Origin of the sequence: Sphingopyxis sp. YR583, from assembly GCF_900108295.1 — a bacterium.
Lineage (GTDB): Bacteria > Pseudomonadota > Alphaproteobacteria > Sphingomonadales > Sphingomonadaceae > Sphingopyxis.
The window spans coordinates 2566654-2591380 of sequence record NZ_FNWK01000001.1; the positions used below are offsets into that span (position 1 = coordinate 2566654).

31 protein-coding genes are annotated in these 24727 nt (G+C 64.2%); 7 read left to right on the top strand and 24 right to left on the bottom strand.

Annotated elements, in window-relative coordinates; genetic code table 11:
• The first annotated feature begins 156 nt into the window (after positions 1–156).
• Genes sdhC through sdhA form a run of 3 tightly spaced genes read left to right on the top strand, consistent with a single transcriptional unit; the run spans position 157 to position 2822 of the window.
• Positions 157–606 (top strand): succinate dehydrogenase, cytochrome b556 subunit, encoded by a 450-nt coding sequence (gene sdhC / locus BLW56_RS11820; RefSeq protein ID WP_093510662.1) that lies wholly within the window; start codon positions 157–159, stop codon positions 604–606.
• Positions 599–1006, top strand: a complete 408-nt coding sequence (gene sdhD, locus BLW56_RS11825; RefSeq protein ID WP_093510663.1) for a succinate dehydrogenase, hydrophobic membrane anchor protein — start codon at positions 599–601, stop codon at positions 1004–1006. The genes sdhC and sdhD overlap by 8 nt, the downstream gene beginning before the upstream one ends.
• Position 1007: 1 nt before the next feature.
• Entirely contained in the window at positions 1008–2822 is a 1815-nt protein-coding gene (sdhA, locus tag BLW56_RS11830; protein WP_093510664.1) for a succinate dehydrogenase flavoprotein subunit, read from the top strand.
• A gap of 60 nt (positions 2823–2882) precedes the next feature.
• Here the strand turns inward: sdhA and BLW56_RS11835 are convergent, their stop codons facing one another.
• The 5 genes from BLW56_RS11835 to leuC all read right to left on the bottom strand — a co-directional run bounded on the left by BLW56_RS11835 (position 2883) and on the right by leuC (position 6571).
• Entirely contained in the window at positions 2883–3176 is a 294-nt protein-coding gene (locus tag BLW56_RS11835) for a hypothetical protein (RefSeq protein ID WP_093510665.1), read from the bottom strand.
• Between the two features lie 73 nt (positions 3177–3249).
• Positions 3250–3462, bottom strand: coding sequence for a DUF167 domain-containing protein (locus tag BLW56_RS11840; RefSeq protein WP_371262227.1), 213 nt, complete (start codon positions 3460–3462; stop codon positions 3250–3252).
• A gap of 65 nt (positions 3463–3527) precedes the next feature.
• A complete protein-coding gene (locus BLW56_RS11845) occupies positions 3528–4523 on the bottom strand; it encodes an NADPH:quinone oxidoreductase family protein (RefSeq protein WP_093510666.1) in 996 nt (331 codons plus the stop codon).
• Between the two features lie 30 nt (positions 4524–4553).
• Complete coding sequence (gene leuD, locus BLW56_RS11850) at positions 4554–5144, bottom strand: 3-isopropylmalate dehydratase small subunit (RefSeq protein WP_093510667.1); 591 nt, start codon at positions 5142–5144, stop codon at positions 4554–4556.
• The gene (gene leuC, locus BLW56_RS11855; protein WP_093510668.1) at positions 5141–6571 is read right to left on the bottom strand and encodes a 3-isopropylmalate dehydratase large subunit; all 1431 of its coding nucleotides are present in this window, start codon (positions 6569–6571) and stop codon (positions 5141–5143) included. The genes leuD and leuC overlap by 4 nt, the downstream gene beginning before the upstream one ends.
• 148 nt (positions 6572–6719) lie before the next feature.
• Here leuC and BLW56_RS11860 point away from each other — a divergent pair, with 148 nt between their 5' ends.
• Positions 6720–7250: a sterol desaturase family protein gene (locus BLW56_RS11860; RefSeq protein WP_093510669.1), complete on the top strand. Its 531-nt coding sequence runs from the start codon at positions 6720–6722 to the stop codon at positions 7248–7250.
• Here BLW56_RS11860 and BLW56_RS11865 read toward each other — a convergent pair.
• From BLW56_RS11865 to BLW56_RS11895, 7 genes are all read right to left on the bottom strand, one after another.
• The gene (locus BLW56_RS11865) at positions 7235–7915 is read right to left on the bottom strand and encodes a glutathione S-transferase family protein (RefSeq protein ID WP_093510670.1); all 681 of its coding nucleotides are present in this window, start codon (positions 7913–7915) and stop codon (positions 7235–7237) included. The two genes, BLW56_RS11860 and BLW56_RS11865, sit on opposite strands and share 16 nt — an antisense overlap.
• Positions 7903–8880, bottom strand: coding sequence for an NAD-dependent epimerase/dehydratase family protein (locus tag BLW56_RS11870; protein ID WP_093510671.1), 978 nt, complete (start codon positions 8878–8880; stop codon positions 7903–7905). Before BLW56_RS11870 ends, BLW56_RS11865 begins: the two co-directional genes overlap by 13 nt.
• A 66-nt stretch (positions 8881–8946) precedes the next feature.
• Positions 8947–10254: a serine hydrolase domain-containing protein gene (locus BLW56_RS11875; RefSeq protein WP_093510672.1), complete on the bottom strand. Its 1308-nt coding sequence runs from the start codon at positions 10252–10254 to the stop codon at positions 8947–8949.
• Positions 10255–10297: 43 nt separating this feature from the next.
• Positions 10298–10747: a hypothetical protein gene (locus BLW56_RS11880; RefSeq protein ID WP_093510673.1), complete on the bottom strand. Its 450-nt coding sequence runs from the start codon at positions 10745–10747 to the stop codon at positions 10298–10300.
• Entirely contained in the window at positions 10740–11375 is a 636-nt protein-coding gene (locus BLW56_RS11885) for a CoA transferase subunit B (RefSeq protein WP_093510674.1), read from the bottom strand. The genes BLW56_RS11880 and BLW56_RS11885 overlap by 8 nt, the downstream gene beginning before the upstream one ends.
• A 1-nt stretch (position 11376) precedes the next feature.
• A complete protein-coding gene (locus BLW56_RS11890; RefSeq protein WP_093510675.1) occupies positions 11377–12267 on the bottom strand; it encodes an HAD family acid phosphatase in 891 nt (296 codons plus the stop codon).
• A complete protein-coding gene (locus BLW56_RS11895; RefSeq protein ID WP_093510676.1) occupies positions 12267–12977 on the bottom strand; it encodes a CoA transferase subunit A in 711 nt (236 codons plus the stop codon). The genes BLW56_RS11890 and BLW56_RS11895 overlap by 1 nt, the downstream gene beginning before the upstream one ends.
• An 89-nt stretch (positions 12978–13066) precedes the next feature.
• Between BLW56_RS11895 and BLW56_RS11900 the strand changes: the two genes are divergently transcribed.
• A complete protein-coding gene (locus tag BLW56_RS11900; protein ID WP_093510677.1) occupies positions 13067–13960 on the top strand; it encodes a LysR family transcriptional regulator in 894 nt (297 codons plus the stop codon).
• 36 nt (positions 13961–13996) lie between these two features.
• Here the strand turns inward: BLW56_RS11900 and BLW56_RS11905 are convergent, their stop codons facing one another.
• A complete protein-coding gene (locus BLW56_RS11905; protein WP_093510946.1) occupies positions 13997–14392 on the bottom strand; it encodes a YkvA family protein in 396 nt (131 codons plus the stop codon).
• Positions 14393–14416: 24 nt separating this feature from the next.
• Between BLW56_RS11905 and BLW56_RS11910 the strand changes: the two genes are divergently transcribed.
• Positions 14417–15400 carry a dipeptide epimerase gene (locus tag BLW56_RS11910; RefSeq protein ID WP_093510678.1) on the top strand — a complete coding sequence of 328 codons (984 nt, stop codon included), beginning with the start codon at positions 14417–14419 and terminating at the stop codon, positions 15398–15400.
• On the opposite strand, the gene BLW56_RS11915 is transcribed toward BLW56_RS11910, so the two are convergent.
• Both BLW56_RS11915 and BLW56_RS11920 read right to left on the bottom strand, forming a co-directional pair.
• A complete protein-coding gene (locus tag BLW56_RS11915) occupies positions 15397–15861 on the bottom strand; it encodes a pyridoxamine 5'-phosphate oxidase family protein (protein ID WP_093510679.1) in 465 nt (154 codons plus the stop codon). The two genes, BLW56_RS11910 and BLW56_RS11915, sit on opposite strands and share 4 nt — an antisense overlap.
• Before the next feature lie 64 nt (positions 15862–15925).
• Positions 15926–16321 carry a VOC family protein gene (locus tag BLW56_RS11920; protein ID WP_093510680.1) on the bottom strand — a complete coding sequence of 132 codons (396 nt, stop codon included), beginning with the start codon at positions 16319–16321 and terminating at the stop codon, positions 15926–15928.
• An 84-nt stretch (positions 16322–16405) separates the two neighbouring features.
• On the opposite strand from BLW56_RS11920, the gene soxR reads away from it, so the two are divergent.
• Complete coding sequence (soxR, locus tag BLW56_RS11925) at positions 16406–16876, top strand: redox-sensitive transcriptional activator SoxR (RefSeq protein WP_093510681.1); 471 nt, start codon at positions 16406–16408, stop codon at positions 16874–16876.
• Between the two features lie 180 nt (positions 16877–17056).
• Here soxR and BLW56_RS11930 read toward each other — a convergent pair whose 3' ends face one another.
• The 9 genes from BLW56_RS11930 to BLW56_RS20635 all read right to left on the bottom strand — a co-directional run bounded on the left by BLW56_RS11930 (position 17057) and on the right by BLW56_RS20635 (position 24675).
• Entirely contained in the window at positions 17057–17347 is a 291-nt protein-coding gene (locus tag BLW56_RS11930) for a putative quinol monooxygenase (RefSeq protein WP_093510682.1), read from the bottom strand.
• A gap of 16 nt (positions 17348–17363) precedes the next feature.
• Complete coding sequence (locus tag BLW56_RS11935) at positions 17364–17960, bottom strand: carboxymuconolactone decarboxylase family protein (protein ID WP_093510683.1); 597 nt, start codon at positions 17958–17960, stop codon at positions 17364–17366.
• A gap of 1 nt (position 17961) precedes the next feature.
• Positions 17962–19143 carry an acetyl-CoA C-acyltransferase gene (locus tag BLW56_RS11940; protein ID WP_093510684.1) on the bottom strand — a complete coding sequence of 394 codons (1182 nt, stop codon included), beginning with the start codon at positions 19141–19143 and terminating at the stop codon, positions 17962–17964.
• 65 nt (positions 19144–19208) lie between these two features.
• Positions 19209–19667, bottom strand: a complete 459-nt coding sequence (locus BLW56_RS11945) for a MaoC family dehydratase (protein ID WP_093510947.1) — start codon at positions 19665–19667, stop codon at positions 19209–19211.
• A gap of 93 nt (positions 19668–19760) precedes the next feature.
• A complete protein-coding gene (locus tag BLW56_RS11950; protein ID WP_093510685.1) occupies positions 19761–20966 on the bottom strand; it encodes a mechanosensitive ion channel family protein in 1206 nt (401 codons plus the stop codon).
• A gap of 21 nt (positions 20967–20987) precedes the next feature.
• Entirely contained in the window at positions 20988–21998 is a 1011-nt protein-coding gene (locus BLW56_RS11955) for a DNA topoisomerase IB (protein ID WP_093510686.1), read from the bottom strand.
• Between the two features lie 55 nt (positions 21999–22053).
• The gene (locus BLW56_RS11960) at positions 22054–23184 is read right to left on the bottom strand and encodes an acyltransferase family protein (RefSeq protein ID WP_177175925.1); all 1131 of its coding nucleotides are present in this window, start codon (positions 23182–23184) and stop codon (positions 22054–22056) included.
• Entirely contained in the window at positions 23181–24518 is a 1338-nt protein-coding gene (locus tag BLW56_RS11965) for a putative O-glycosylation ligase, exosortase A system-associated (RefSeq protein ID WP_093510688.1), read from the bottom strand. The genes BLW56_RS11960 and BLW56_RS11965 overlap by 4 nt, the downstream gene beginning before the upstream one ends.
• A complete protein-coding gene (locus tag BLW56_RS20635; protein ID WP_177175926.1) occupies positions 24511–24675 on the bottom strand; it encodes a hypothetical protein in 165 nt (54 codons plus the stop codon). The genes BLW56_RS11965 and BLW56_RS20635 overlap by 8 nt, the downstream gene beginning before the upstream one ends.
• Positions 24676–24727 lie beyond the last annotated feature (52 nt).

Sequence of the window (24727 nt, forward strand, 5' to 3'; positions counted from 1 at the left end):
GGGATGACGAACTTGATGGTGGCAGCTATCGGTCGACATCGCTCGCGCCCCACGAAATCACCCGAATTAATCCCCTACGCTCCTAAGCAATTGCATATCGCGGCGGGAAGGCTTACCGGCACCGCATCGACCGTTTAGAGTCAGGACAGGGCTGATATGGCTGGCAATCAACCGAGTGCGCGTCCGCGCTCTCCGCACCTACAGGTGTATAAATGGACCCCCGCAATGGCGGTCTCCATCTTCCACCGCGTCAGTGGCGATGGTCTCGCGATCGTCGGCGGCCTGATGTTCCTCGGCTGGCTGGGCGCGCTTGCTGCGGGCCCGGAGGCCTATGCGGCGTTCATTGCGTGCGTGTGGCACGACCCCAGCCCCGAAATCGGCACCGTCCACCAGATCACCAATCTCCTTGGCAAGGTCGTGCTGATCGGGCTGACCTGGGCCTTTTTTCAGCATCTCTTCTCGGGTCTGCGCCACTTCGTGCTCGACACCGGCGCGGGTTATGAGCTCAAGACCAACAAGCTCTGGTCGACGCTGATCTTCATCGGATCGATCACCGCGACCGCCGCGGTATGGCTCTATGCAACTGCGGAGGCGCTCAATGGGTAACGGAACGCGTCTCGGCCGCGTGCGCGGACTTGGTTCGTCGCACCATGGCTCGCACCACTGGATCCAGCAGCGCCTGACCGCGCTCGCCAATATCCTGCTTGTCGTCTGGTTCGTCGTCTCGATGTTCCGTCTGCCGCTCGGCGATCATGCTGCGGTGCTGCGCTGGGCGTCGAACCCGACGGTCGCGCTCGCACTGATCCTGCTGACCGCCAGCGTCTTCTGGCACCTGAAGCTCGGGCTGCAGGTGATGATCGAGGATTATGTCCACGGCGAAGCGACCAGGATCCTGTCGCTCGTCCTTTTGAATTTCTACGCGATCGGCGGCGCCGCTTACGGCATCTTCGCCATCATCCGCATCGCGCTTGCGCCCGCCGCCGGGCTTGCTCCGGGGGGCATGTAAGATGACCGACGCCTACAAGATCATCGACCATATCTATGACACCGTCGTCGTCGGCGCCGGCGGCTCGGGCCTTCGCGCCACGATGGGCAGCGCCGAAGCGGGACTGAAGACCGCCTGCATCACCAAGGTGTTCCCGACGCGCAGCCACACCGTCGCGGCGCAGGGCGGTATTGCCGCCTCGCTCGGCAACAATTCGCCCGACCATTGGCAGTGGCACATGTACGACACCGTCAAGGGCTCCGACTGGCTCGGCGACCAGGACGCGATCGAATATATGGTCCGCGAAGCCCCGAATGCGGTTTACGAACTTGAGCACGCCGGCGTGCCGTTTTCGCGTAACCAGGACGGCACCATCTATCAGCGCCCGTTCGGCGGCCATATGCAGAATATGGGCGAAGGCCCGCCGGTGCAGCGCACCTGCGCCGCGGCGGACCGCACCGGCCACGCGATGCTCCATGCGCTCTATCAGCAGTCGCTGAAATATGACGCGGACTTCTTCATCGAATATTTCGCGCTCGACCTGATCATGGAAGACGGCCCCGACGGCAAGGTATGCCGCGGCGTCATCGCACTGTGCATGGAAGATGGCAGCATCCACCGCTTCCGCAGCCAAGCCGTCGTGCTCGCGACCGGCGGCTATGGCCGTTGCTATTTCACCGCGACCTCGGCGCACACCTGCACCGGCGACGGTGGCGGCATGGTGCTGCGCGCCGGCTTGCCGCTTCAGGATATGGAATTCGTCCAGTTCCACCCGACCGGCATCTACGGCGCCGGCGTCCTCATCACCGAGGGCGCGCGCGGCGAGGGCGGATATCTGACGAACTCCGAAGGCGAGCGTTTCATGGAACGCTACGCCCCCTCGGCAAAGGATCTGGCGTCGCGCGACGTTGTTTCGCGTTCGATGGCACTCGAAATCCGCGAAGGCCGCGGCGTCGGTCCGCACAACGACCATATCTACCTGCACCTCGACCATATCGATCCCGCGGTGCTCGCCGAGCGCCTGCCGGGGATCACCGAGAGCGGCAAGATTTTCGCGGGCGTCGATCTGACGCGCCAGCCGCTCCCCGTCGTGCCGACGGTCCATTACAATATGGGCGGCATTCCCTGTAACTATCATGGCGAAGTCGTCACGCTCGGCAAGGATGGCCCTGACACGGTCGTCCCAGGTCTGTTCGCGGTCGGCGAAGCGGCATGCGTGTCGGTCCATGGCGCGAACCGCCTCGGTTCGAACAGCCTGATCGATCTCGTGGTCTTTGGCCGCGCGACGGGGCACCGCCTCAAGGAAATCCTCAAGCCCGGCGCCGCGCAGGCCGCCTTGCCCAAGGACAGCGCCGACATCGCGCTCGCGCGTCTCGACCATTTCCGCAATGCGAACGGCGGCTCGCCGACGGCGGAAATCCGCACCGAGATGCAGCGCGCCATGTCGCAGCACGCCGCGGTGTTCCGCACCGACGAACTGATGGCGGAGGGCAGGGAAAAGCTCACCAAAACCTATCAGCGGATGAACGACGTTCACGTCACCGACCGCAGCCTGATCTGGAATACCGACCTCATCGAAACGCTCGAGCTCGACAATCTGATCAGCCAGGCGACGGTGACGATGCATTCGGCGTTCAACCGCAAGGAAAGCCGCGGCGCCCACGCGCACGAGGATTTCCCGAATCGCGACGATGCGACGTGGATGAAGCACACAGTCGCATGGTTCGACGGCTGGGGCGGCAAGGGCGGCGGCGTTCGCCTCGATTATCGCCCGGTCCACGAATATACGCTCTCGGACGATGTCGAATATATCAAGCCGAAGGCGCGCGTTTACTGATCGGCTTTGCGGAACAAGCGGGGGTCGCGAGCGATCGCGGCCCCTTTTTTTGTCTTCGCGTTATTCGCCGAACAGGCTGTGTACGGGGTTGATGTCGGAAAAGGGCACGTCGACGTCCTGGCCCATGAGCCACAATTTCTGGCACGCGATGGCAAAGAACATCACGGCGATCGTCCACACGATGAAGGTCTTGCGGGCGATCCAGCGGCGTTCGGCCTCGGCCGCCTTGGCGCGCGCCTTGTGGTCGATGCCCAATTCGCCCTCGAATTCGGCGACGAGCTGAGCACGGCGGGTACGCGAAATATTCGCGATACTCGCGTCACCTTCTTCGCGTTTCGGTCGGCGTTTCGCCATAGCTCCACCTTGGCCCCAGCTAGTCCAGCCTCCATCTATAGCGCCGTGCCCCTGCCAATTGGTTAACTCCGCGCTATCGACTCGTCGCAATTCCGATCAATTTGATGCGGGAGGATGCCCCGCGAAGCAGCGTCAGATCGCGCGGCGGACGGCCGAGCGCCGCGGCAAGCAGGCGTAGCACGGCTTCGTTCGCGGCGCCGTCGGCGGGCGGCGCGGTGACGCGAACCTGTATGGAGCCGTTCTCGACGCGGATGTCTTCGCGCCGCGCGCCGGGCGTCACGCGCACCTCGACCCGCCCGGTCGCGGCGAGCGCGCGTAGCGCTCCGCTCAGCGCAGGGTCGGGGCGATATTTCAGATGGTGATGACCAGCTTGCCGACCGCCGTCCGGTCGCCAAGCTTGGCAATCGCCTTGCCGCCATCCTCCAGGCGGAAACTTTCGGTGACGCGCGGCTGGATCTTGCCCTGCTCCCAAAGCTGGAACAGGCGCGCGATATTGGCGCGGTTGCGCGCGGGTTCGCGCATCACGAACGCGCCCCAGAACACGCCCGCGACGTCGCAGCTCTTGAGCAAGGTCAGGTTGAGCGGCAGGCGCGGAATGCCGGCGGGGAAACCGACGACGAGGTAGCGGCCTTCCCATGCGATCGAACGCAGCGCAGGCTCGGCATAATCGCCCCCGACCGCGTCATAGATCACATTGGCGCCATTGGGACCGACGGCTTCCTTGAACTTGTTGGCGAGTTCTTTCGACTGGTCCTTGTCGAACGGCTGGCGGCCATAGACGACAACCTCGTCTGCACCCGCCTGACGGGCGATTTCGCCCTTTTCCTCGCTCGACACGCCGGCGACGACGCGCGCACCGAACGCCTTGCCGAGTTCGACCGCCGCGATGCCGACACCGCCCGAGGCGCCGAGGACGAGCAAGGTGTCGCCTTCCTCGATATGCCCGCGATCGACCAGCGCGTGGATGCTGGTGCCATAGGTCATCAGCAACGAGGCACCTTCCGCGAAGCCATGCGCTTCGGGAAGGTGGTAGACATTGTGCACGGAAACCGCGACCGCTTCGGACATTCCACCGTTGCCGCAGCCCGCAATCACCCGGTCGCCGACCTTGAACTCCGTGACACCTTCGCCAACTTCGGCAACGAGCCCAGCGACTTCACCGCCCGGCGCGAACGGGCGTTCGGGGCGGAACTGATATTTATCCTCGATGATCAACACGTCGGGAAAGTTGACCGCGCAGGCCTTCACATCGATCACGATCTGGCCCTTGCCTGCGGTCGGACGCGGCAGCTCGCCCAGTTGGAGCGTTTCGGGGCCGCCGGTTGCGGTCGACAAGAGAGCCTTCATCATCTTCTCCTCTATGGTGTTCTATAAGCCCTATGCAGCGGGGCGCATCCACGGCCGATCGGCGTCGAGCTGCCGTTCGTAGGCACCGATTGCCGCGTCGCTCTTTTCGGTCAGCGAAATCTCGTCGAGCCCCTCGAGCAGGCACATCTTGCGGAACGGATCGATCTCGAAGGTGAAGCGGTCCTGAAACTGCGTCGTCACGGTCTGATGCTCGAGGTCGACGAACACCGGATCGGTCGCCGCGACCTCCATCAGCCGGTCGATCGCCGCCTGCGGCAAGACAACGGGCAGGATGCCGTTCTTGACCGCATTGCCCGAGAATATATCCGAATAAGAGGGCGCGATCACAACGCGGATGCCAAGGTCGCCGAGCGCCCATGCGGCATGCTCGCGGCTCGACCCGCAACCGAAATTGTCGCCCGCGATCAGGATCGGCGCGCCCTTATATTCGGCGCTGTCGAACAGATTGTCGGGGTCTTTGCGGATCGCCTCGAACGCGCCGCGGCCCATGCCCTCGCGCGTCGTTGTCTTCAGCCAGTGCGCAGGGATGATGACGTCGGTGTCGATATTCTTGAGCCCGAACGGAATCGCGCGGCCTTCGACCTTGTCGAGCGGGGTCATGCCATGAGCTCCCTGACGTCTGTAAGCTTGCCCGTCACCGCCGCCGCCGCCGCCATCGCGGGGCTGACGAGGTGCGTGCGTGCGCCGGGGCCCTGACGCCCGACGAAATTGCGGTTGCTCGTCGATGCGCAGCGTTCGCCTGCGGGCACCTTGTCGGGGTTCATTGCAAGGCATGCCGAGCAGCCGGGCTCGCGCCACTCAAGCCCCGCGTCGGTGAAGATGCGGTCGAGACCCTCGGCCTCGGCCTGCGCCTTCACGAGTCCCGATCCCGGGACGACGATCGCCCAGCGGACATTGTCGGCCTTGTGGCGCCCCTTGATCACCGCAGCGGCGGCACGCAGATCCTCGATGCGGCTGTTGGTGCAACTGCCGATGAAGATATTCTCGATTGGCACGTCCTGCATCCGCGTGCCCGGTTCGAGACCCATATACGCCAGCGATTTGGCGGCCGCGGTCTGCTTCGACGGATCGGCGAAGCTGTCGGGGGCAGGGACCACCCCGGTGATCGGCACGACATCCTCGGGGCTGGTGCCCCAGGTGACGCTCGGCGCGATGTCGGCCGCGTCGATGATGACGGTCTTGTCATAGGTCGCGCCGGGATCGGTCGCGAGGCTTGTCCAGTAAACCACCGCAGCGTCCCAGTCGGCGCCCTTCGGTGCATAAGGACGGCCCTTGATATAGGCGAAGGTCGTCTCATCGGGCGCGATCAGGCCCGCGCGCGCGCCGCCCTCGATCGCCATGTTGCTGACGGTCAGGCGGCCCTCGATCGACAGCGCGCGGATCGCGCTGCCGGTATATTCGATGACATGGCCGGTGCCGCCCGCGGCGCCGATGACGCCGGTGATGTGGAGGATGATGTCCTTCGCGCTGATGCCGGGGCCGACTTCGCCCTCGACGCGCACTTCCATCGTTTTCGACGGCTGGAGCAGCAGGGTCTGCGTCGCGAGCACATGTTCGACCTCGCTCGTCCCGATGCCGAAGGCGAGCGCGCCGATGCCACCGTGGCACGCGGTGTGGCTGTCACCGCAGACGATCGTCGTGCCGGGCAGCGAAAAGCCCTGCTCGGGACCGACGACATGGACGATGCCCTGTTCGGGTGCGACCGCGTCGATGTAGCGGATGCCGAATTCGGGGGCGTTCTTTTCGAGCGCCGCGAGCTGCGCCGCGCTTTCGGGGTCGGCGATCGGCAGCTTGTTGCCGTTCGCATCGAGCCGAGCCGTGGTCGGTACATTGTGATCGGGCACCGCGAGCGTCAGGTCGGGACGGCGTACCGTGCGGCCGGTCGCGCGAAGCCCCGCAAACGCCTGCGGGCTGGTGACTTCATGGACGAGGTGACGGTCGATGAAGATCAAGGCGGTGCCATCGGGGCGCTGTTCGACGACATGCGCGTCCCATATTTTCTCATAAAGGGTGCGGGGCCGAGTCATGCGGGTTCACTTACGCTTGTGGAACAACAATGCAAGCGAGTGGCGATCGAAAACGCAATTTTCGGTCGCGAGGTCTCTCCCATCTCTCACCTCTTTGCCATCCCGGATCTAGGTGGCCTCGCTTCAGCAACGGGCCTATAATGCGTCCATGTCGACGCTCGCCATCATTGCTCTGATCCTTGCCACCGTCGTGGCGATGGAATGCGTCGCTTGGGCGAGCCACAAATATATCATGCACGGCTTTGGCTGGGCGTGGCACCGCGACCATCACGAGCCGCATGACAAGATGTTGGAAAAGAACGATCTGTTCGGTCTCGTCGGTGCGGCGATGAGCATTTCGATGTTCGCGGTCGGCAGCCCGATGATCATGGGCATGGATGCCTGGGAGCCGGGGACATGGATCGGGCTTGGTATCCTCTTCTACGGCATCATCTACACGCTCGTACACGACGGGCTGGTCCACCAGCGCTATTTTCGCTGGGTGCCGCGGCGCGGCTATGCAAAGCGGCTGGTGCAGGCGCACAAGCTCCACCATGCGACGATCGGCAAGGAAGGCGGTGTCAGCTTCGGGTTTGTCCTCGCGCGCGATCCGGCGAAACTGAAGGCGGAACTGAGGGCGCAGCGCGACGCCGGAATCGCTGTGGTGCGCGAGGCGCTTGCCGATCAGGCGGTGCGATAGTCGGCGGTGATCGCGCCGGCCGCCTTCAATTCGGCTTCATGGCTCTCCTCGCGCCAGCTTTCGGCGAGCGCCTGCCGTTCCCAATCCTGCATCGCGGGCTGCGCGAGCATATGGTCGACCCACGCCTGTCCGACTCCAACGTCGAGACCATAGGTGCGGATGCGGAAAGCGACGGGGGCGAAGAAGGCGTCGACCGCGGTGAAGCGGTCGCCCGCAAGGAAAGGGCCGCCGAAGCGTGACAGGCCTTCGGCGAACAACTCGCGGATCCGCGCGACGTCGAGCCGTAGCGCACCCGATGGCGGTTTCGGTGTCACGCGCACGCCGACGTTCATCGTGCAGTCGTTGCGCAGCGCTGAAAAACCGCTGTGCATTTCGGCGGCCGCGCATTGCGCCCAAGTGCGCGCATCTGGGTCTGTCGGCCAGACGCCCTCGTGCCGGTCGGCAAGATAGAGCGTTATGCCGAGCGAATCATAAACAGTCCGCCCTTCATCGAGCAGCGCGGGCACCTGTCCGGTCGGTGAGAAACTGCGAAACTCGTCATAGTTGATCGGGTTGGTGAAGGGCTCGATCTGGTCCTCGAACGCGATCCCCAGCGCACGCATCAGCATCCACGGCCGCAGCGACCAGCTCGAATAATTGCGGTTGGCGGTGATCAGCACATACATGCTTCGCGCTCCTGTGCGATGATGGGGGAGGTGTAATCGGGGTCGTGCGCGAAAGGCAGGCCGGTACCGTCGCGGAGCGCCGTGAGCACGCTGCCGAAGTCGCTCTTCGCGCGCCAGCCGAACCGGCGCTCGGCACGCGACGGGTCGTAGACGCGGTCGATCGTCTCGGGCAGCACCCAGCCGTTGGCAGCATAGAGTCCGGCCGCGTCGGGATGGAGGCGCGCGATCACCGCGCGTGCGTCGCTGGCCAGTTCTTCGGCGTCGTCGCGCGTGAAGGACGGCGGCGCCGAAAGGATGAAGGTGTCGCAGCCGATCTGCGGTGCCGCCTCGAGCGCCGCGAGATGCGCCGCGGCAGCATCTTCGACCGTCAGGCGGCGATTGAGCAATTCGTTTGCTTTCAGGTTTGGGCCGTTCGGCACGGCATGCGTATCGTCGTCCTCGGGAAAGAAGCGGCCGGTACGCAGGATCGCGACGTTGATGCCATGTTCGCGATGGACCAGTTTCACGGCCTGCTCGGCCGCCAGCTTGGTGATGCCGTAAATATTGCGCGGCTCGATCGGACCGAAATCCTCATCCATCCACCATGCGCCAGCCTTGCCCGCGCCCGCGCGCACGTCGCTGCGGATCATCAGCGACGTTGTCGAGGTGAAGAGAAAGCGGTCATTGCCCGCGGCGACCGCCGCTTCGATCAGGTTCAGCGTCCCCGTCACATTGACATCGACAAATGCCTGCCGCGGATAACGTATGATGTCGGGCTTGTGCAGCGCGCCGCCGTGGATGATGGCTTCGATCCCGTGCTCGCCCATCGTTTGGTCGATCAATGGACGGTCGGCAACCGTGCCGATCACCTGTGTGTGTGCTCCCGGCACAACGTCGAGTCCGGTGACCTCATGCCCCTTTTGGGTGAGCAGCGGAGCCAGATAGCGCCCCAGCCAACCCGACGATCCGGTCAGCAGTACGCGCATCGATCAATCTCCTCCCGATCTCGTCCGGGCGCTTCATACACAGGCCGCGGACAGGGGGAAAGGCGGTTAGCCTTTCGGATTTGCGGCGACCGGTTTGGGCTTGGTGGCGCCGGCGGCCGGCGGGGGCAATTCGCTGAGGTCGAGCCAGCCCGCATCGGCGCGCCGGTGATAGCTGTCGATCACCGTGAACGGGATGCGGAACGGAAATCCCCAATCGCTGTTCCATAGTGCGACCACGCCGGTTTGCGTCGACGGTTCAAAAATCATCGTCGCGCGATAGCCCTCGACCGCACCCGAATGCCCTTCGAGCCTGCTGCCGCCATAGGTGAAGCTCCGCCAGCCAAGGCCGTATGACGCGTCGCCCATGGCAGCGCGCAAGGGGCCGCCATACAGCCGCCCGGTGCCGACGCGCGGACGATGGGCAAGCTGTAGCACCGGACCCGGTAGCACATCGGGGCGCTTCCCCATCATCGCCTGCATCCATGTCGCGAAATCGACGATATCGCTTTCGACGCCTGCGGCAGCGGGAACACGCCAATAGGCCTCCTTGATCGGACGGATCTGCGCACCGCGATGCGGCTTCGCCCAATCCTTGGCGCTCGTCAGCCGATCGCGGCCGTAGCCCGCGCTCACCATGCCGAGCGGGCGGAAAAACCGGTCCTCGACCGCGTCGCCGAACGGCTCGTTAGCCGCGCGCGCCAATATTTCGCTCGCGGCGTCGAAGGCGACATTCTGGTAGGTGTGACAGGTTCCGGGGTCGCATTGCAGCGGCGCGCCGGCGAGGCTGGCGCGCAGCGCGGCGGGATCCTGCCCTTCCTCCAGCTTTTCGTCATAGGCGTTTTTGGTGAGGCCCGAACGTTGGGCGAGTAGCTGGTCCAGCGTGACCCGCGCCTCGGCGCCCCCCGGCAAGCGTAGCGACGTGCCGAGAGCGGCGACCGGACGGTCGAGATCGATCGTGCCGTCCGTCGCCAGTGCGGCCGCGAGCACGCCCGTCGCGGTTTTGGAAACCGAGGCCCAGCGGAACAGCGTTTGCGGCGTCACGCGCGCCCCGGTCGACTTGTCGGCGACCCCATAGGTACGCACAAAGCTGAGCTTGCCGTCTTCGACCACCGCCACCGCCAGCCCGGCCATCTCTGGCCGCTGCGACAGCTCGGCGAGTTGCCGGTCGAGCGCGCGATAGTCGATGCGGCCGCGCCATTCGTCGGGCGTGTCGGGCAGGTTTTCGGGTGCCTTGATGGGGATTGCGACGCTCGCAAGCGGGTGCTTTCCGCCAAGCGCGTGAACACCGAACCAGCCTGCCAACCCCAGCGCGATGATCGCGACGAGATAGGTGAACACTGGCTTTTTCGATTTCTTTTTAAACTGCGACCTCATGATTGGCCGCCGTCTTAGCCGCGACTTCCTCTGTCGTCACCCCTCAGGGCGCAAGATGGCGCCACGCTTTGAACGTCCCGGCGGCGTAAGCCGCGCCATAGACAAGGACGATCAGCGAAGACCATATCGCAAAACTGTCGCTATGTTGCGGGCGCCAGATATGGAGCGGCACGAAAATGAGCCCGCGAAGCAGATAGATGGCGGAGATGACGACCAGCCCCGTCCGCAGCAGCGGCAGGCGCGGGATCGAACCGGCGCCCGAAAAGGCATAAGCGGCCCAGACCATCAGAACCGCGCCGATCGCGAGTGTAATCAGCGTGGGTCGCAGGTCGCCGCGCGCCGCCGCGCGTGCCATGCCTTCGCCCGCGCCGAAAAACCGATACCAGTCGGGGCCGCCGAAGATGCAGGCGATATGCAGCAGCGCGGCCAGAACCGACAGCCACCCGCCGACAATCAGCCAGGCGGTGCCGGGATTGGCCGCGACATTATGCAATATAATGCGCTGTCGTTTTTTCGGCGACTTCCTCGGCGGTGACGTCCGGCGCCAATTCGATCAGCCTGAACGGGCTGTCATGGTCGTCGCGCTTGAATACTGCCAGGTCGGTGACGATCATATCGACGACATTCTTGCCGGTCAGCGGCAGCGTGCACGCCGGAATGAATTTCGGGCTGCCGTCCTTGGCATTATGTTCCATCACGACGATGATCTTCTTCACGCCGGCGACGAGGTCCATCGCGCCGCCCATGCCCTTGATCATCTTGCCCGGGATCATCCAGTTCGCGATGTCGCCATTTTCGGCAATCTCCATCGCACCGAGCACGGTCAGGTCGATATGCCCGCCGCGGATCATCGCGAAGCTGTCCGCCGAGCTGAAATAGGCCGATTGCGGCAGCTCGCTGATCGTCTGTTTGCCCGCGTTGATCAGGTCGGCGTCCTCTTCGCCCTCATAGGGGAAGGGGCCGATGCCGAGCATGCCGTTTTCCGACTGCAGCGTGACCGTCATCCCCGCAGGAATGTGGTTCGCGACCAAAGTCGGGATGCCGATGCCGAGGTTGACGTAATAGCCGTCCTGCAGTTCCTTCGCGGCGCGCGCCGCCATGTCATCACGCGTCCAGGCCATGTCAGTTAGGCTCCCATTTCTTGTCGGAGGGGAAGGCGTCGTCCCAGCCCAGTTTTTCCCACGGGCCGTAGACGGGGTTGGGGAACAGGAACCAGCCCTTGTCCCAGAGTGTGGCGGCGCCGGTGCTCGTCGCCAGCGCCATGCGCTGTGCGGCGGGCAGGTCCTTGACGTTGAACTGCTGGCTGAAGTCGCCGAGTTGGTCGCCGCCAAGGATGATGACGCAATATTTGGAGGAGATCGTGGCGCGGCGCCCGTCCTTGCTCGATCCGCTGGCATCGTCGCCCATCAGGAACAAGGTCTCGCCATGCTTGAATTCGCCGAGCCCTGCGGCGCGGAGCGTATCCTCGCTGCCCTTGGCATTGGCGGCGCTGCGGTTGGTGTTGGCGATCACGGTGATCCCTGCCGCGCGCAGGGCGTTCACCATCTCGACGGTGCCCGGCATCGCGACGGCTTTGCCCGCGCCGGTCTTTTCCCACTGGTCCCAGACCTTGACGTCGAAGGCGGTGCCCTTCTCAGCGAAGTAGCGCATCGGCCCGAGGTTCCAGATCAACGTCTCGTCGGCGTCGAACACTGCCGCAAACGGCTTGTTGCCGCACGGCTCGAACGTTGGCGCGTCCATCGCCGCGCCGGAAGCAAGAACGACGCTATCCTTTGGCCGCAGCTTCACCCGCCAAACGCCATAATCGGCGATCCGTGCATTGGTCGCGCGCACTGCAACAGCGGCTTCGGGCGAACCATAGAGATATTGCAGCGCCACCGGCGGCTTGGCGGCTTCCGCCGGAGCAGGTGCCGGCAGGGGGGCGGGCGGCGGAGCCGGAGCCGTCGCCACCTCTGCCGGCGCGCTCGCGCACCCGGCAAGGAGCAGCGCGGCGGTAAGGGCGAAGCTGCGCATCACGCGGTCTCGCGCGGGCGCGTCGTGCGGAATTCGATCTTCTTGTCGTAAGGCGCGCCGAGGACGAGGCGCTTCACATAGATGCCGGGCAGGTGGATGCTGTCGGGATCGAGGCTGCCGGTCGGCACGATTTCCTCGACCTCGGCGACGCAGATCTTCGCGGCGGTCGCCATCGGCTGGTTGAAGTTGCGCGCGGTCTTGCGGAAAATCAGGTTGCCGCTCTCGTCGGCCTTCCACCCCTTGACGATCGCAAGGTCGGCGAAGATGCCGCGTTCGAGGATATAATCCTGCCCGTCGAAATTCTTCACTTCCTTGCCCTCAGCAACCAGCGTGCCGACGCCCGTCTTGGTATAGAAGCCGGGAATGCCTGCGCCGCCCGCGCGGCAACGTTCGGCGAGGGTCCCTTGCGGGCAGAATTCGACCTCGAGCTCGCCCGCCAGATACTGCCGCTCGAACTCCTTGTTCTCGCCGACGTAGCTGCTGATCATCTTCTTGACCTGCTTCGTGCGGAGCAGCTTGCCGAGCCCTTCGCCGTCGATCCCGGCATTGTTGCTCGCGATTGTCAGATCCTTGGTTCCCGCGTCGCGAATCGCATCGATCAGCCGTTCGGGTATGCCGCAAAGGCCGAATCCGCCTGCGCAAATCTGCATACCGTCAAAGAGCAATCCTTCGAGGGCGGCGGCGGCGTCGGGATATTGCTTTTTCCCCATGGGACGGCTCTCCTGAATGGTTTCGCGCTGACATTGGCGCATTTGATCCATTAATTCTAATTGTTCGATTTTTGGATTATACATAGACGATGTCTATCAATCGCGTCTCTCTCTATCATCTCGAAACCCTGCTCTGGATCGACCGGCTCGGTACCTTTTCGGCCGCGGCCGAGCGGCTCAATACGACGCAGCCGACGGTGTCGGCACGGATGCGCGAACTCGAACAGCGCCTAGGAACAGCGCTCTTCCGCCGCGAAGGCCGTGCAATGTCGCTCACCGCGGCTGGGCGCAAGCTGGTGCGCGATTGCGACCCGCTGCTCCGGGACATGCAGGTCGCGTTGCTCGGCAGCGGGGGCTATGGCGAGGCGAGCGGTGTCGTCCGCATCGGTGCGGGCGAAATCGCGGCCGCAAGCTGCCTCCCTGCGTTTGTGGCGGGGCTCAAGGCCGATATGCCCCATGTCGGGCTCGAAATCGAAATCGACCTCACTGCCAACCTGATCCAGCAGCTTTTGACCGGCCGGACCGACATGGCTTTCGCCGCGGGGCCGATCGCGCACCCGGCACTCAAGACCAGCCCGATCGGTGAGGTCGAACTGGTCTGGCTCGCCAGCCCCGCAGTCGCATCGATGTTCGCAACGGCTGACACCACGCTTCCCGTCTGGTCGCTCGCCAGCCATTCGCCGATCCACGGCAGGATGCGCGAAGCGATCGAGGCGTCGCGTATCGCGCAAAAGTCGCTCAACCTCTGCAATAACGCGCGGACGATGATCGACATTGCAAAGGCGGGCGGCGGAATCGGTATCTTTCCGCAGCCGATGGTGCAGGGCGAGGTGGCGGCGGGGACGCTGGTACAGATCGATGCGATGCCCGCGCTCGCGCCGGTTGAATTCCACGTCGCCATGCGCGTCGCCGATACCGAGCCCGTGCTGACGCAAATCTTCGAACGGGCGGCGCAGTTGAACCTCTCCAACCCCGCACCCTGAGCCGCACGGCGGTTCGCACCGGATTCTGTCAGCCCTTCAATGCCATGGGGACGTCCGCACCGACCAATAGACGATATAGAGCAGCCCGGCCCAGAGCAGCAGAATGAAAATCATGCCGGCGCGACTCGACGGACGCGCGCTGGCGGCCTCGGCCGCCGCGTGGAGTTCGCTCCAGAGCGCGGCGGGGATCAGCCGGCGGATGACGAGCAGGCCGAGTGGTACGATGACAAGGTCGTCGAGCCAGCCCAGCACGGGAATAAAATCGGGGATCAGGTCGATCGGAGACAGCGCATAGGCCGCGACCGCGACTGCGAGGATGCGCGCGAGCATCGGCACGCGCGTGTCGCGCGCGGCGAGCCAGGCGGCGTGCGCCTCGACCGCGAGACGGTGGCCGAGATCGCCGATGCGTTCGGAAAGGGATTTGCCGGTCATCGCTTCCCTCATTACTGTCCCCGCATGGCTATCCAACTGAAAAGCGCACGTGTTGAACGCTGGCCGGTCGCGGGGGCGTTCGTGATCAGCCGCGGATCGAAGACGCATGTCGATGTCGTCGTCGCCGAGGTCGCGGGAGACGGGGCCTACGGGCGCGGCGAGGGCACGCCGGTCTATTATCTGGGCGAGGACGCCGCGACATGCCGCGACCAGATATTGCGCACCGCGCCGCATATCGCCGAGATGGGCGCCGCCGATGCCCGCGCGGCGGTGCAGGAGATGATGGCGCCAGGCGCGGCGCGGAACGCGCTCGATTGCGCGCTTTGGGATCTCGAAGCGCGGCAGCGCGGTCTTCGGCTCTGGCAGGTCGCGGGATGCGACGGCGCGCCGACATCGCGCGTCACCGCCTATACCATCTCGCTTGGAACGCCGGGTGCCATGGCCGAACAGGCCGCAACCGCGGCGGCCGACGGTTATCGATTGCTCAAGATCAAGCTGACCGGAGAGGGCGACCGGCTTCGCGTCGCCGGGGTGCGAAAGGGCGCACCCGAAGCGCGGCTGATCGTCGATGCGAACGAAAGTTGGGGTGGGGTCGATATATTGAGCGAGACCGAGGCGCTTGCCGATATGGGGGTCGAGATGATCGAGCAGCCGGTTCCAGTCGGCGCCGACGCCTTGCTCGATCCGATCTACTCGCCCTTACCCTTCATCGCCGACGAAAGTTGCCAGACAGCCGCCGACGTGGCGCGCATAGGTCCCTTCTACGACGGGGTGAACATCAAGCTCGACAAGGCAGGAGGGTTGACCGAGGCGCTAAAGATCGCCGATGCGGCCGACGCGGCGGGACTGTCGATCATGGTCGGCTGTATGCTCTCGACCAGCCTCGCGATCGCGCCGGCGTTCGTGCTGGCGCAGCGTGCGCGCTGGGTCGACCTCGACGGTCCCGCCCTGCTGGAGCGCGACCGCGAGGGCGGGTTCGAATATCGCGAAGGCCGGATCGGAATCTAGAGGGCCACTTCGGCATGCTTGCCGAGTTCGCCTTCCTTCATCGTCATGCCCGTCGCCAGCTTGAGCAGGCCCTTGATGCTCGGGTCGGCGGTCCAGATTTCGGCGTTGTCGAGATCGAAGCGCAGCAGGACGAGCTTGGGATCATCCTTGCCGCCTTCATACCAGGCCGCAATGCTGTTGTTCCATAGCTTGTCGAGCACCGTGCGGTCGCTTTCGCGGACCAGTGTGCCCGAGATGCAGGCGAACAGGTCGTGGCCCTTTGCCGAAAACTGCGCCATCGCCGGGCCGCCGCCCGCGAGGCGGTTGTCGGTCGCGGTGAAGAACCAGAAGGCGCTGTTTGCATCCTTGTCGAGCTGCGCGTTCATCGGGATATGATGTTCGCGCTCGCCGGTTGCACCGAGCATGACATAGGGGCTGTCGGCCAGGGCTTTCCAAAATTGTTTCTTGATGTCGTCGCTCATCGAAAGGCTCCTTCATGCCCCCCGATGATCGATCAACGCGGCAGGGCGCCCGATGTTGCGCGGCTCAGCGTAGACGTGCCTCGGCATAGCTGACGACCTCATATTCGATGCCGTCGGGATCGAAGAAATAGAAGCGGCGACCGGGTTCATAGTCGCCGTGGTTGAACGGCGTCAGCCCGACTGCTTTCACGCGCATCTCGATCATATCGAGATCGTCGACCTGCACCCCGACATGGTTGAGCGGCGCGCCCTTGGGGTAACGTGCATCGGCATGCTCGCCGTCGGGACCAGTGTAGAGCGCGACATAGGCGGCGTCGCTGCCGAGATGGATCGTCCGCCCGCCATCGCGCGCGGGGCCGCGCCACCGTTCGTGCCAGCCGAAGATCGCCGAAAGAATGCCAGCGGTGCGGTCGGGATCGCTGACCGTCAGATTTACATGCTCAATGAAAGGGTGCGTCACCTTGTTTCTCCTGATTCGCGTTGACGCCCGGCTTATGAAAGCTCAAGTCAGGTTTAGATCAAGCGAAAAGCAGGAGCGAAGATTGTGCACCGGACGGACCTGATCGCTATCGGGGAACTCGCCGCGCGCACCGGGGTCGCGGTATCCGCGATCCGCTTTTACGAGGCGAAGGGGCTGATCGAGGCCTTGCGGACCGGGGGAGGCCAGCGGCGTTTCCTGCGCGCGGACATTCGCCGCGTGTCGTTCATCCTGATCGCGCAGCAATTGGGGCTGAGTCTTGAGGAAATTGCCGCTGAGCTGGCGCGGCTCCCTGCGGGGCGGACGCCGAATGGGGCCGACTGGACGCGGATCAGCACCGGCCTCCGCGCGCGGATCGACGCGCAGATCGCATCGCTCGAACGCACGCGCGAACTGCTCGGCAATTGCATCGGCTGCGGATGCCTGTCGCTGAAAAAATGCGGGCTCTACAATCGAGAGGACAAAGCCGCGCAGCGCGGGGCGGGGCCGCGCTATGTGCTGGGCGACCGGTCGGGGGAGATTGCCGAGGTCAGGTGATACGCGCTGCTTAGGGTTGGGAAGCGGACGTTCCCACCTTCGTCATTCCCGCGAAAGCGGGAACCCAGAGCGGCCGTCGGCTGGCCTATCGCTGGGTTCCCGCTTTCGCGGGAATGACGAGGTGTAGGAGGCCTACCGTCAGCAACGGTCGTTACCGGCCGTCCTGCCTTCAACAGACAATCAGACAGCAGACAGCCGCTCGATCTCCGGCGCGCCGGCGAGGCAGGGGCCGAGCTTTGCGCCGAGGGTGCGGAAATGGTCGGAGGCGCGGTGCGCTTCGACCGCCGCGTCGTCGTCATAGCATTCGAGCACCTTGTACACGCCGGTCTCGGCGGTGCGGAACAGCTTGTAATAGCTGTTGCCCGGCTCGTTCGCGGCCACCGCAGGAGCGAGCTCGGCGAAGACGCCTTCGAATTCGGCTTCCTTGCCGGGCAGGACGCGCAGCGTTGCGATCACACCGATACCACTCATGTCTCTCTCCTAAATTTCAGGCTTTGAGGTCGGGGTCGACGGTCCAGCCGTCCTCGACCTGAATGCCGAAGCTGTTCAAAATCATCGATACTTGCGTGTATTGGCCGACGGTCATCACCAGGTCCATGCGGCCCTTGTCGCCGATTGGCGCCAGCGCCGCCCAGCTTGCGTCGGTGATGAAATGATTGCCGGTCAGATCGTCGGTGGCGCGGAGCATCGCGCGGTCGAGGTCGTTCCAGCCGTCGGCGTCGGGCCCGGCCTTGATGCGCGCGATCTCGTCTTCGGTGAGCCCGCAGTCTAGGCCGATCCGTTTGTGCTGCGTCCACTCATAGCCCGAACGGCAATTATAGCCGGTGCGCAGAATGACGAGTTCGCGGTCGCGGGGCGAAAGCGCATTGCGCTTCGAAAGGATATAGTTGCCCCAGCCGAGGAAGGCGGTGAGCGCCTTGGGCGCGTGGGCAAGGGTGCGGAAGATGTTGAGAATCTTGCCGCCCCCGACCTTGCCCCCAACCACACCGGTATCTGGGGCAAGGAAGGGTTCAAGCGCGGCGCGCTGGTCGGCATCGAGCCGGCCCAAGTCGACCGGCTCGATACGCGGAGCGTTCAAACGCAAATCAGAAGACCTCGAACAGGCCCGCCGCGCCTTGGCCGCCGCCGATGCACATGGTGACGACGGCATATTTGACGCCGCGGCGCTTGCCTTCGATCAGCGCGTGGCCGACGCAGCGCGCGCCAGTCATGCCGAACGGGTGGCCGATCGAGATCGAGCCGCCGTTAACGTTGAGCAGCTCGTTCGGGATGCCGAGCTGGTCGCGGCAATAGAGAACCTGCACGGCAAAGGCTTCGTTGAGTTCCCAAAGGCCGATGTCGTCCATCTTGAGGTCGAAGCGTTCGAGCAGCTTCGGGATCGCGAACACGGGGCCGATGCCCATTTCGTCGGGCTCGGTGCCCGCGACGGCCATGCCGACATAACGGCCAAGCGGCTGAAGGCCCTTCTTCTCGGCGACCTTGGCTTCCATGACGACGCAGGCCGATGCACCGTCGGCGAGCTGGCTGGCGTTGCCTGCGGTGATCGAGAAACCTTCGCCCATCACCGGCTTCAGGCTCGAAAGCCCTTCGAGCGTCGTGTCGGGACGGTTGCACTCATCCTTGTCGGCGACAACGTCCTTGAAGGTGACTTCCTTCGTTTCCTTGTTCACGACCGCCATGGTGGCGGGGCAGGCGACGATCTCGTCGTCATATTTGCCCGCGGCCTGCGCGGCTGCGGTGCGCTGCTGCGACTGGAGGGAATATTCGTCCTGCAGCTCGCGGCTGATGTTGTAGCGCTTCGCGACGACCTCTGCGGTGCCGATCATCGGCATATAGGTGTCCTTGTGCATCGCGATCAGTTCGGCGTCGGTCTCGATGAAGACCTTGCCGCTGCCGCTGACTTTCGAGATCGACTCGATGCCGCCAGCGACCGCGATGTCCTGACGGTCGACGATGATCTGCTTCGCGGCGGTCGCGATGGTCATCAGGCCCGACGAGCACTGGCGGTCGATCGACATGCCGGGGACAGTGACGGGCAGGCCGGCACGCAGCGCGATCAGGCGCGCGACGTTCATCGTCTGCGACCCCTGCTGCATCGCGGCGCCGAACAGAACGTCGTCGATCTCGCCGCCTTCGATGCCGGCGCGCTCGACTGCGGCGCGGACGGCATGGGCGCCGAGCGTCGGGGCGAGGGTGTTGTTGAACGAGCCGCGTGCCGCCTTGGTGAGCGGGGTACGGGCGGTGGAGACGATGACTGCGTCACGCATGTTGGGAGTCCTTCTTTCTGGTTCCGGTTATCTTAACGGGGGAGGTCCGCCGGCAAAGCTATGCTTTAGACGAAGAACTGGCTGATCCATTCGGCGATCAGCGCGGGCTTTTCCTCGCCCTCGATCTCGACGGTCACTTCGTTCATCTGCTGCCACTGACCCGGGCGCTTTTCCTCGAGCTCGAGCAGCTTCACATGGCTGCGGACGCGCCTGCCCGAACGGACGGGCGACAGGAAACGGACCTTGTTGCAGCCGTAGTTGACGCCCATCTTGACGCCGCCGACCTTGGGGCCGTCGGTGCTCGCGCCGAGCATCGGCAACAGCGACAGGGTGAGGAAGCCGTGCGCGATCGTGCCGCCGAACGGCGTCAGCTTCGCCTTTTCCTCGTCGATATGAATGAACTGATGATCGCCCGTCGCGTCGGCGAACTTGTTGATCATCTCCTGATCGACGAGCACCCATTCGGACGTGCCCAGATGCTCGCCGACCTTGGTCTGCAGTTCCTGCGGCGTGATGGTGGCCATGTTCATCCCCTCAATAGCTGGTTCGGGGCGCGTTCTAGGCCTCTCTTGCGGCGTTGCACAAGGGCCAACGCCCTCGGCCGCGGCGCCGTAGCGTCAGGTGGCCTTGGCTGCCTTTGCCGCCGATGCCCTGGGCTTTGGAGACTCGGGATAGGGCATGATCATCGTCCCGTCGGGCGCCGCGGTAAAGGTAGTTTGCGTCGGATAGGCGAATTCATATCCTGACTTTGCCATCGCCTCGAACAGCCGGATCGCGACATCGGTGCGCGCCGCAGCTACCTTGTCGAATTCGTCGCTGAAAACGTCAAAGAGCAACTCGAAATCGAGGCTCGACGGGCCGAAGGTCAGGAAGCTCGAGCGAATGAATTCATGGCCCCCGGCAACAACCTGTTCCTCGAGCAGGGCGGGCAGATCACGCAGCATTTCGGGTGTCGTTTGATAGATGACGCCAATCTGGAAGGTGATACGGCGGCGGTGGAGATGCGCGAAATTGGTGATCTCCTTGCTCAGCAAATTGGTGTTCGAGATGACGAGCAACTCGCCGTTCAATGAGCGGAGGCGTGTGCTCTTAAGCCCGATGCGCTCGACCGTCGCGGTGCTCGTGTCATATTTGATCGTCTCGCCGACGCGGAACGGGCGGTCGAAGATGATCGACAGCGAGGCGAAGAGGTCGGAGAAAATGCCCTGTGCGGCGAGGCCGATCGCGATGCCGCCGATGCCGAGGCCCGCGATGAGGCCGGTGACATTGACCCCCATATTGTCGAGGATGACGATCGCGGCGATCGCGAACAAGGCGATGCTGATCAGCAGGCGGATGATCCCCATCGCGTTGCTGAGCGTTTCGTTGTTCCCTTCCGCGGCGCGGCGCTGGATCAGCCCGAGGACGATCTCGCGCGCCCAGATCGCGACCTGCAGCACGACCGCGACGGTGAAGACGAACTGGATCAGTTGCATGATCACCGCGGGCGGTTGCGCATAGGCGGCGACCATGCGGATCGCGACGATCGCGAGCACCGATGACTTGGTCTTGTGGATCACACGCCCGGCGATGTGCGTCAGCGTCATCTCGCCCTCGGCCGATTGCGCATGCTTGAGCGCGAAGCTGCGGGCCATCGACAGGATGAAATAGATGAGCAGGCCTGCGCCGATCGCGATGCCGATCTGCAGCCAGTGGCTGTTCACCCACGCGACGCTGAGGTCCCAATAGCGCTGGAGGTCGGCTAGCGGGTCGGTCGCGGCCGCCTTTGTGGGCGCAGCTTTCGGGGCGGCGGTGGTCGCGGCGGCGAGGATGGAGAAAGTCACGTCGGGTCCTTTTGTCTCGGATCAGGCGGATTGAAGCAGCACCGCGGCCGCGGGCGCCTGCTCCAGATAGGTCAAAAATCCGCGTTCGTAACGCGAAAGATAGCGCGTGGCGCGTGGCAGGTGGCCGACCTCGGACGCGAAGTCTTCGCGCGCCTGCGCCGCGGCGAGCATCGCGGGGTGGACATAGGCCTTGCGCGCGATCGCCGGGGTGTTGCCGAGGCGGTCGGCGACATGTTGCAGCATCGCCTTCAAAGTCGGCGGTGCGGGGGCATCGTAGAGAAAGGCGAAAGCCTCGACGCTCGCCGACCATGTACGGAAATGCTTCGCGCTGAAATCGCCGCCCATCGCCTCACGGATATAGGTGTTCACATCTTCCGACGCGACGGCGCACAGATCGCCGCCATCTTCATATTGAAAGAGCCTCTGGCCGGGAAGATCCTGAAGCCGTCGAACGAGCGTCGTCAGTCTGCGGTCGCTGATCGTCACCTCGCGCTTAGCGCCGCCCTTCGCGGTATATTTGAGGCGCAGCGTCTTGCCCGACAGTTTGGCGTGGCGCTGGCGGAGCGTCGTCGCGCCGAAGCTTTTGTTCGCGGCGACATATTGCTCGTTGCCGACGCGAAGCGCGGCGAGATCGAGCAGCCGAACGACCGCAGCGACGACGCGCTCGGAACACAACGTCCGGCGATTCAGATCGCCTTCGAGGCGCGCGCGCAGCAAGGGTAACGCGTGACCGAAAGCGGCGCAGCGATCATATTTGTCCGCCTCGCGCGCCATACGGAAATCGGGGTGGTAGCGATATTGCTTGCGCCCGCGCGCATCATAGCCGGTCGCGAGAATATGGCCGTTCGGCGCGGGGCAGAACCACGCATCCTCATAGGCCGGGGGCAGGGCGATCGCGTTGAGACGGTCGATCTCGTCGCGGTCGCGGATGACCTTCCCCTTGGCGTCGCGGTAGAGCCAGCCGACGCCCGAGCGCCTCCGGCTTATACCGGGCAGGCTGTCGTCGACATGGACAAGGCGCGGTGCGGACATGGAACCATAGCGCCTTTCCGCCGCCGATGGTTCCCGCAGGCCGGATATCGGTTGGTCAGGTCTCGCTGCGGCTTGCTGCGAAGAACCTGCGCGGCGCGGCGAGCAGACGGTCGCCGAGCCGCTGCGTCATGCGCCGGGCCGGCACCTCCAGCGCGATGTGCAAAAGATGCGAAGCCGCCAGCGTCAGGACGACAAAGCCGGCTATCTTGGCTGGATGGACCAGCGCCGGATCATCGACGAAAAAGAGCTTGAAGAGGATCCAAAGGAAGAAGTGCGACAGGTAGACGGCATAGCTGATGTCGCCCAACCATTGCGCGAACCGGCCCGAAAGCATCGGCCGCGCCGTCGTCGAGGCTTGCAGCGCGAGGATGACGATAGCGGTCATTATCAGTGGTATGGCCGCAGGCTGCGATCCCGCCATGCCGAACAGAAGCGCGGCGATGCCGGAGAGGGCGAGCGCAGTGCCGTAGATGATTGCCGTGCCACCGGGTCTTTCGCGCTGCGCCGTCCACCATTGGCAAAGAAGGATGCCGATGCCGAATTCGACGAGGCAGCGCAGCAGCCCGGTCGCGGGAATATCGTCGCCGATGCTCGCGTGGCCGCCCGCCGCGAACCACCATCCGAGACCGGCTGCCATCGCGACGATCAGCAACGGAAAGCTCCACGCGCCGCGCGGCAGCCGCGACATCCAGCCGCCCGTGATCGCCAGCAGCAGATAGGCCGCCCATTCGGTCGAGATCGACCAGGCGGGATCGTTCCACGCCAGGCGGTCGCTGAACCCCCAATTCTGGACGAGCAGATAATGGGCGGGAAGTTCGGCGAAGCTGTAATGCTCGCCCGGGTCGCGGCCGCTGACGATCAGCGCCGCGGCGAAAAGGACCATCGCCGACAGGATCGCGAGGTGCAGCGGGAAGATGCGGGCAAATCGCCGGACGATGAACTGCGGCGCGGCGCGCATGCCCCTATCGCGAAATTCGCCCCCATAGGTCCACCACAGGACGAAACCCGACAGGACGAAAAACAGATCGACCGCCAGATAGCCCTGCGCCAACACCGAAATGACCCGATCGGGCAGGAAGCCCGTCATTCCGCCGCGGATATGATAAAGGAGCACCGCGAGCGCCGCGAAACCGCGCAGCCCGGTGAGGGTCGGCAGCATCCGCCCGGGGGGGACGGCCGCGGTCATGCTCGCGCCATCGGCTGCATCGTCAGCGGCCGCCATCCGGTTTCTTTCTCGCGGCGACGACAATAGGTCGTCAGTCCGATTTCGAGCGCCAGCATCATGTAAATGAAGGGCTGGAAGGCGATGGCGACGAAGAGCGACCCGATCAGATAGACGATATGGCCGTGCTGGAGCGCCGTCGCCAACGGCGCGATCCATTGTTCTTCGCCTCGGCGCGTCTTCAGATATCGTCGCCGGATGCGTTCCATCTGCGCAAGTCCGCTGAGATGGAGGATCAGCCAGAGAGCGGTGCCGGGATAGCCCTGCTCGCCCAGCATCTCGAAATAGCTCGAATGATAGGCGCGCGATTTTTCTTCATAAACGCTCGCGCTGTCCTCGTTGGCGCCCGCTTCCTTTTCGACGCGCACATGGTTTTGCAGGTAAGCGTTGAAACCGCCGCCGAAGGGGTTTTCCTTCGCATATTCCCAAGTCCACGCCCAAACCGCAACGCGGGTGGAGGCGGACTGGTCGGACTTGTAGCCGCGGATCGTTTCCATCCGCTCCGTATAGCTTTGCGGCAGAAAGGGAATAGCGGCGACGGCGAGCAATCCCGCGCCGGCTATATAGAGAAAGCGGTGCTTCACCGCGCGGAGCGACAACATCGCGAGAATGACAAGGCAAATGAGCCCGGTTCGCGTCTGCGTGCCGACGGGCAGCAGCGCGCAGGCGAAGACGAGCGCGAAGCAGAAGAGCGAGACCGTCCAGTCGGGCGGAAAAATCGTTCCGTGCCGCCGGTACCACAGGATCAGCGGGATGATCGAAACGGCAACGGTCGACATGGTGCTGCCTTCGTACAGGCCGTAATTTTCATTGAGCAGCAATTGCAGCGAGCCATAGCCGCCGCCGCCCGCAGCGGTCTTGATTCCGCCTGCGATCGCGATCGACGCGGCCGAGAGCAGCAGGACCAGCGCCAGCGCCTCGATCCGCAGCTTGGTTCGCAAGGTCAGGGGCAGGAAGATCGCCCAGACGAGCGCCTTCCATACCCAGCTCCATTTATCGGCTGCTTCCACCGGAAAGTCGGCGTTGACCGTCGTCATCCAGCAATAAAACAGGAGTGCCACCAGCAGCGTTTGTCGGCCCGACCAGCGCGTATCGCGCTTGTCGTCGGCGACAAGCCAGCCGACAACCGCCAGGCCAAAGACGATCAGCGAAATCGGGATCGAGTTGATCAGGAAATAGCTCAGACGCTGCGGCGCCACGATGTCGATGTAGCAAAAGCACAGCACGAACAGGAATGGCTTGCGAAAGCCGATCCCGATGAAGGCGAACAGGAAGGCGACGAACGCGAGGTCACGCATCGGGCGATGAATCCCTCGCCCGAGCCTCTGCATCGCGCTGCCGTTTCCATGCGTCGCGCGGGCTCACCTCGAGATCGAGGTCGGCGCGGTGAAGCAGGCGCCAGAGCGCGATCGCCAGCAGGACGTGCGTCAAGGCAATGGAGAAATTGTCGACCATGTCCGCTCCCGCTACGCGATCGGGGTTGACGCCGCGTTAAGGCTTGTATGTC

Excerpts from the sequence above, each read along its gene's own strand:
- sdhA (WP_093510664.1), top strand. The coding sequence starts at position 1,008 with ATGACCGACGCCTACAAGATCATCGACCATATCTATGACACCGTCGTC.
- BLW56_RS11915 (WP_093510679.1), bottom strand. The coding sequence starts at position 15,861 with ATGAGCGACGACATCAAGAAACAATTTTGGAAAGCCCTGGCCGACAGC.
- BLW56_RS11900 (WP_093510677.1), top strand. The coding sequence starts at position 13,067 with ATGTCTATCAATCGCGTCTCTCTCTATCATCTCGAAACCCTGCTCTGG.
- BLW56_RS11960 (WP_177175925.1), bottom strand. The coding sequence starts at position 23,184 with ATGACCGCGGCCGTCCCCCCCGGGCGGATGCTGCCGACCCTCACCGGG.
- BLW56_RS20635 (WP_177175926.1), bottom strand. The coding sequence starts at position 24,675 with ATGGTCGACAATTTCTCCATTGCCTTGACGCACGTCCTGCTGGCGATC.
- BLW56_RS11905 (WP_093510946.1), bottom strand. The coding sequence starts at position 14,392 with ATGACCGGCAAATCCCTTTCCGAACGCATCGGCGATCTCGGCCACCGT.
- BLW56_RS11930 (WP_093510682.1), bottom strand. The coding sequence starts at position 17,347 with ATGAGTGGTATCGGTGTGATCGCAACGCTGCGCGTCCTGCCCGGCAAG.
- leuD (WP_093510667.1), bottom strand. The coding sequence starts at position 5,144 with ATGACCCCGCTCGACAAGGTCGAAGGCCGCGCGATTCCGTTCGGGCTC.
- BLW56_RS11860 (WP_093510669.1), top strand. The coding sequence starts at position 6,720 with ATGTCGACGCTCGCCATCATTGCTCTGATCCTTGCCACCGTCGTGGCG.
- BLW56_RS11890 (WP_093510675.1), bottom strand. The coding sequence starts at position 12,267 with ATGCGCAGCTTCGCCCTTACCGCCGCGCTGCTCCTTGCCGGGTGCGCG.
- BLW56_RS11965 (WP_093510688.1), bottom strand. The coding sequence starts at position 24,518 with ATGCGTGACCTCGCGTTCGTCGCCTTCCTGTTCGCCTTCATCGGGATC.
- BLW56_RS11895 (WP_093510676.1), bottom strand. The coding sequence starts at position 12,977 with ATGGGGAAAAAGCAATATCCCGACGCCGCCGCCGCCCTCGAAGGATTG.
- sdhD (WP_093510663.1), top strand. The coding sequence starts at position 599 with ATGGGTAACGGAACGCGTCTCGGCCGCGTGCGCGGACTTGGTTCGTCG.
- BLW56_RS11865 (WP_093510670.1), bottom strand. The coding sequence starts at position 7,915 with ATGTATGTGCTGATCACCGCCAACCGCAATTATTCGAGCTGGTCGCTG.
- BLW56_RS11940 (WP_093510684.1), bottom strand. The coding sequence starts at position 19,143 with ATGCGTGACGCAGTCATCGTCTCCACCGCCCGTACCCCGCTCACCAAG.
- sdhC (WP_093510662.1), top strand. The coding sequence starts at position 157 with ATGGCTGGCAATCAACCGAGTGCGCGTCCGCGCTCTCCGCACCTACAG.
- BLW56_RS11875 (WP_093510672.1), bottom strand. The coding sequence starts at position 10,254 with ATGAGGTCGCAGTTTAAAAAGAAATCGAAAAAGCCAGTGTTCACCTAT.
- BLW56_RS11955 (WP_093510686.1), bottom strand. The coding sequence starts at position 21,998 with ATGTCCGCACCGCGCCTTGTCCATGTCGACGACAGCCTGCCCGGTATA.
- BLW56_RS11910 (WP_093510678.1), top strand. The coding sequence starts at position 14,417 with ATGGCTATCCAACTGAAAAGCGCACGTGTTGAACGCTGGCCGGTCGCG.
- BLW56_RS11945 (WP_093510947.1), bottom strand. The coding sequence starts at position 19,667 with ATGGCCACCATCACGCCGCAGGAACTGCAGACCAAGGTCGGCGAGCAT.
- BLW56_RS11845 (WP_093510666.1), bottom strand. The coding sequence starts at position 4,523 with ATGAAGGCTCTCTTGTCGACCGCAACCGGCGGCCCCGAAACGCTCCAA.
- BLW56_RS11870 (WP_093510671.1), bottom strand. The coding sequence starts at position 8,880 with ATGCGCGTACTGCTGACCGGATCGTCGGGTTGGCTGGGGCGCTATCTG.
- BLW56_RS11835 (WP_093510665.1), bottom strand. The coding sequence starts at position 3,176 with ATGGCGAAACGCCGACCGAAACGCGAAGAAGGTGACGCGAGTATCGCG.
- leuC (WP_093510668.1), bottom strand. The coding sequence starts at position 6,571 with ATGACTCGGCCCCGCACCCTTTATGAGAAAATATGGGACGCGCATGTC.
- BLW56_RS11885 (WP_093510674.1), bottom strand. The coding sequence starts at position 11,375 with ATGGCCTGGACGCGTGATGACATGGCGGCGCGCGCCGCGAAGGAACTG.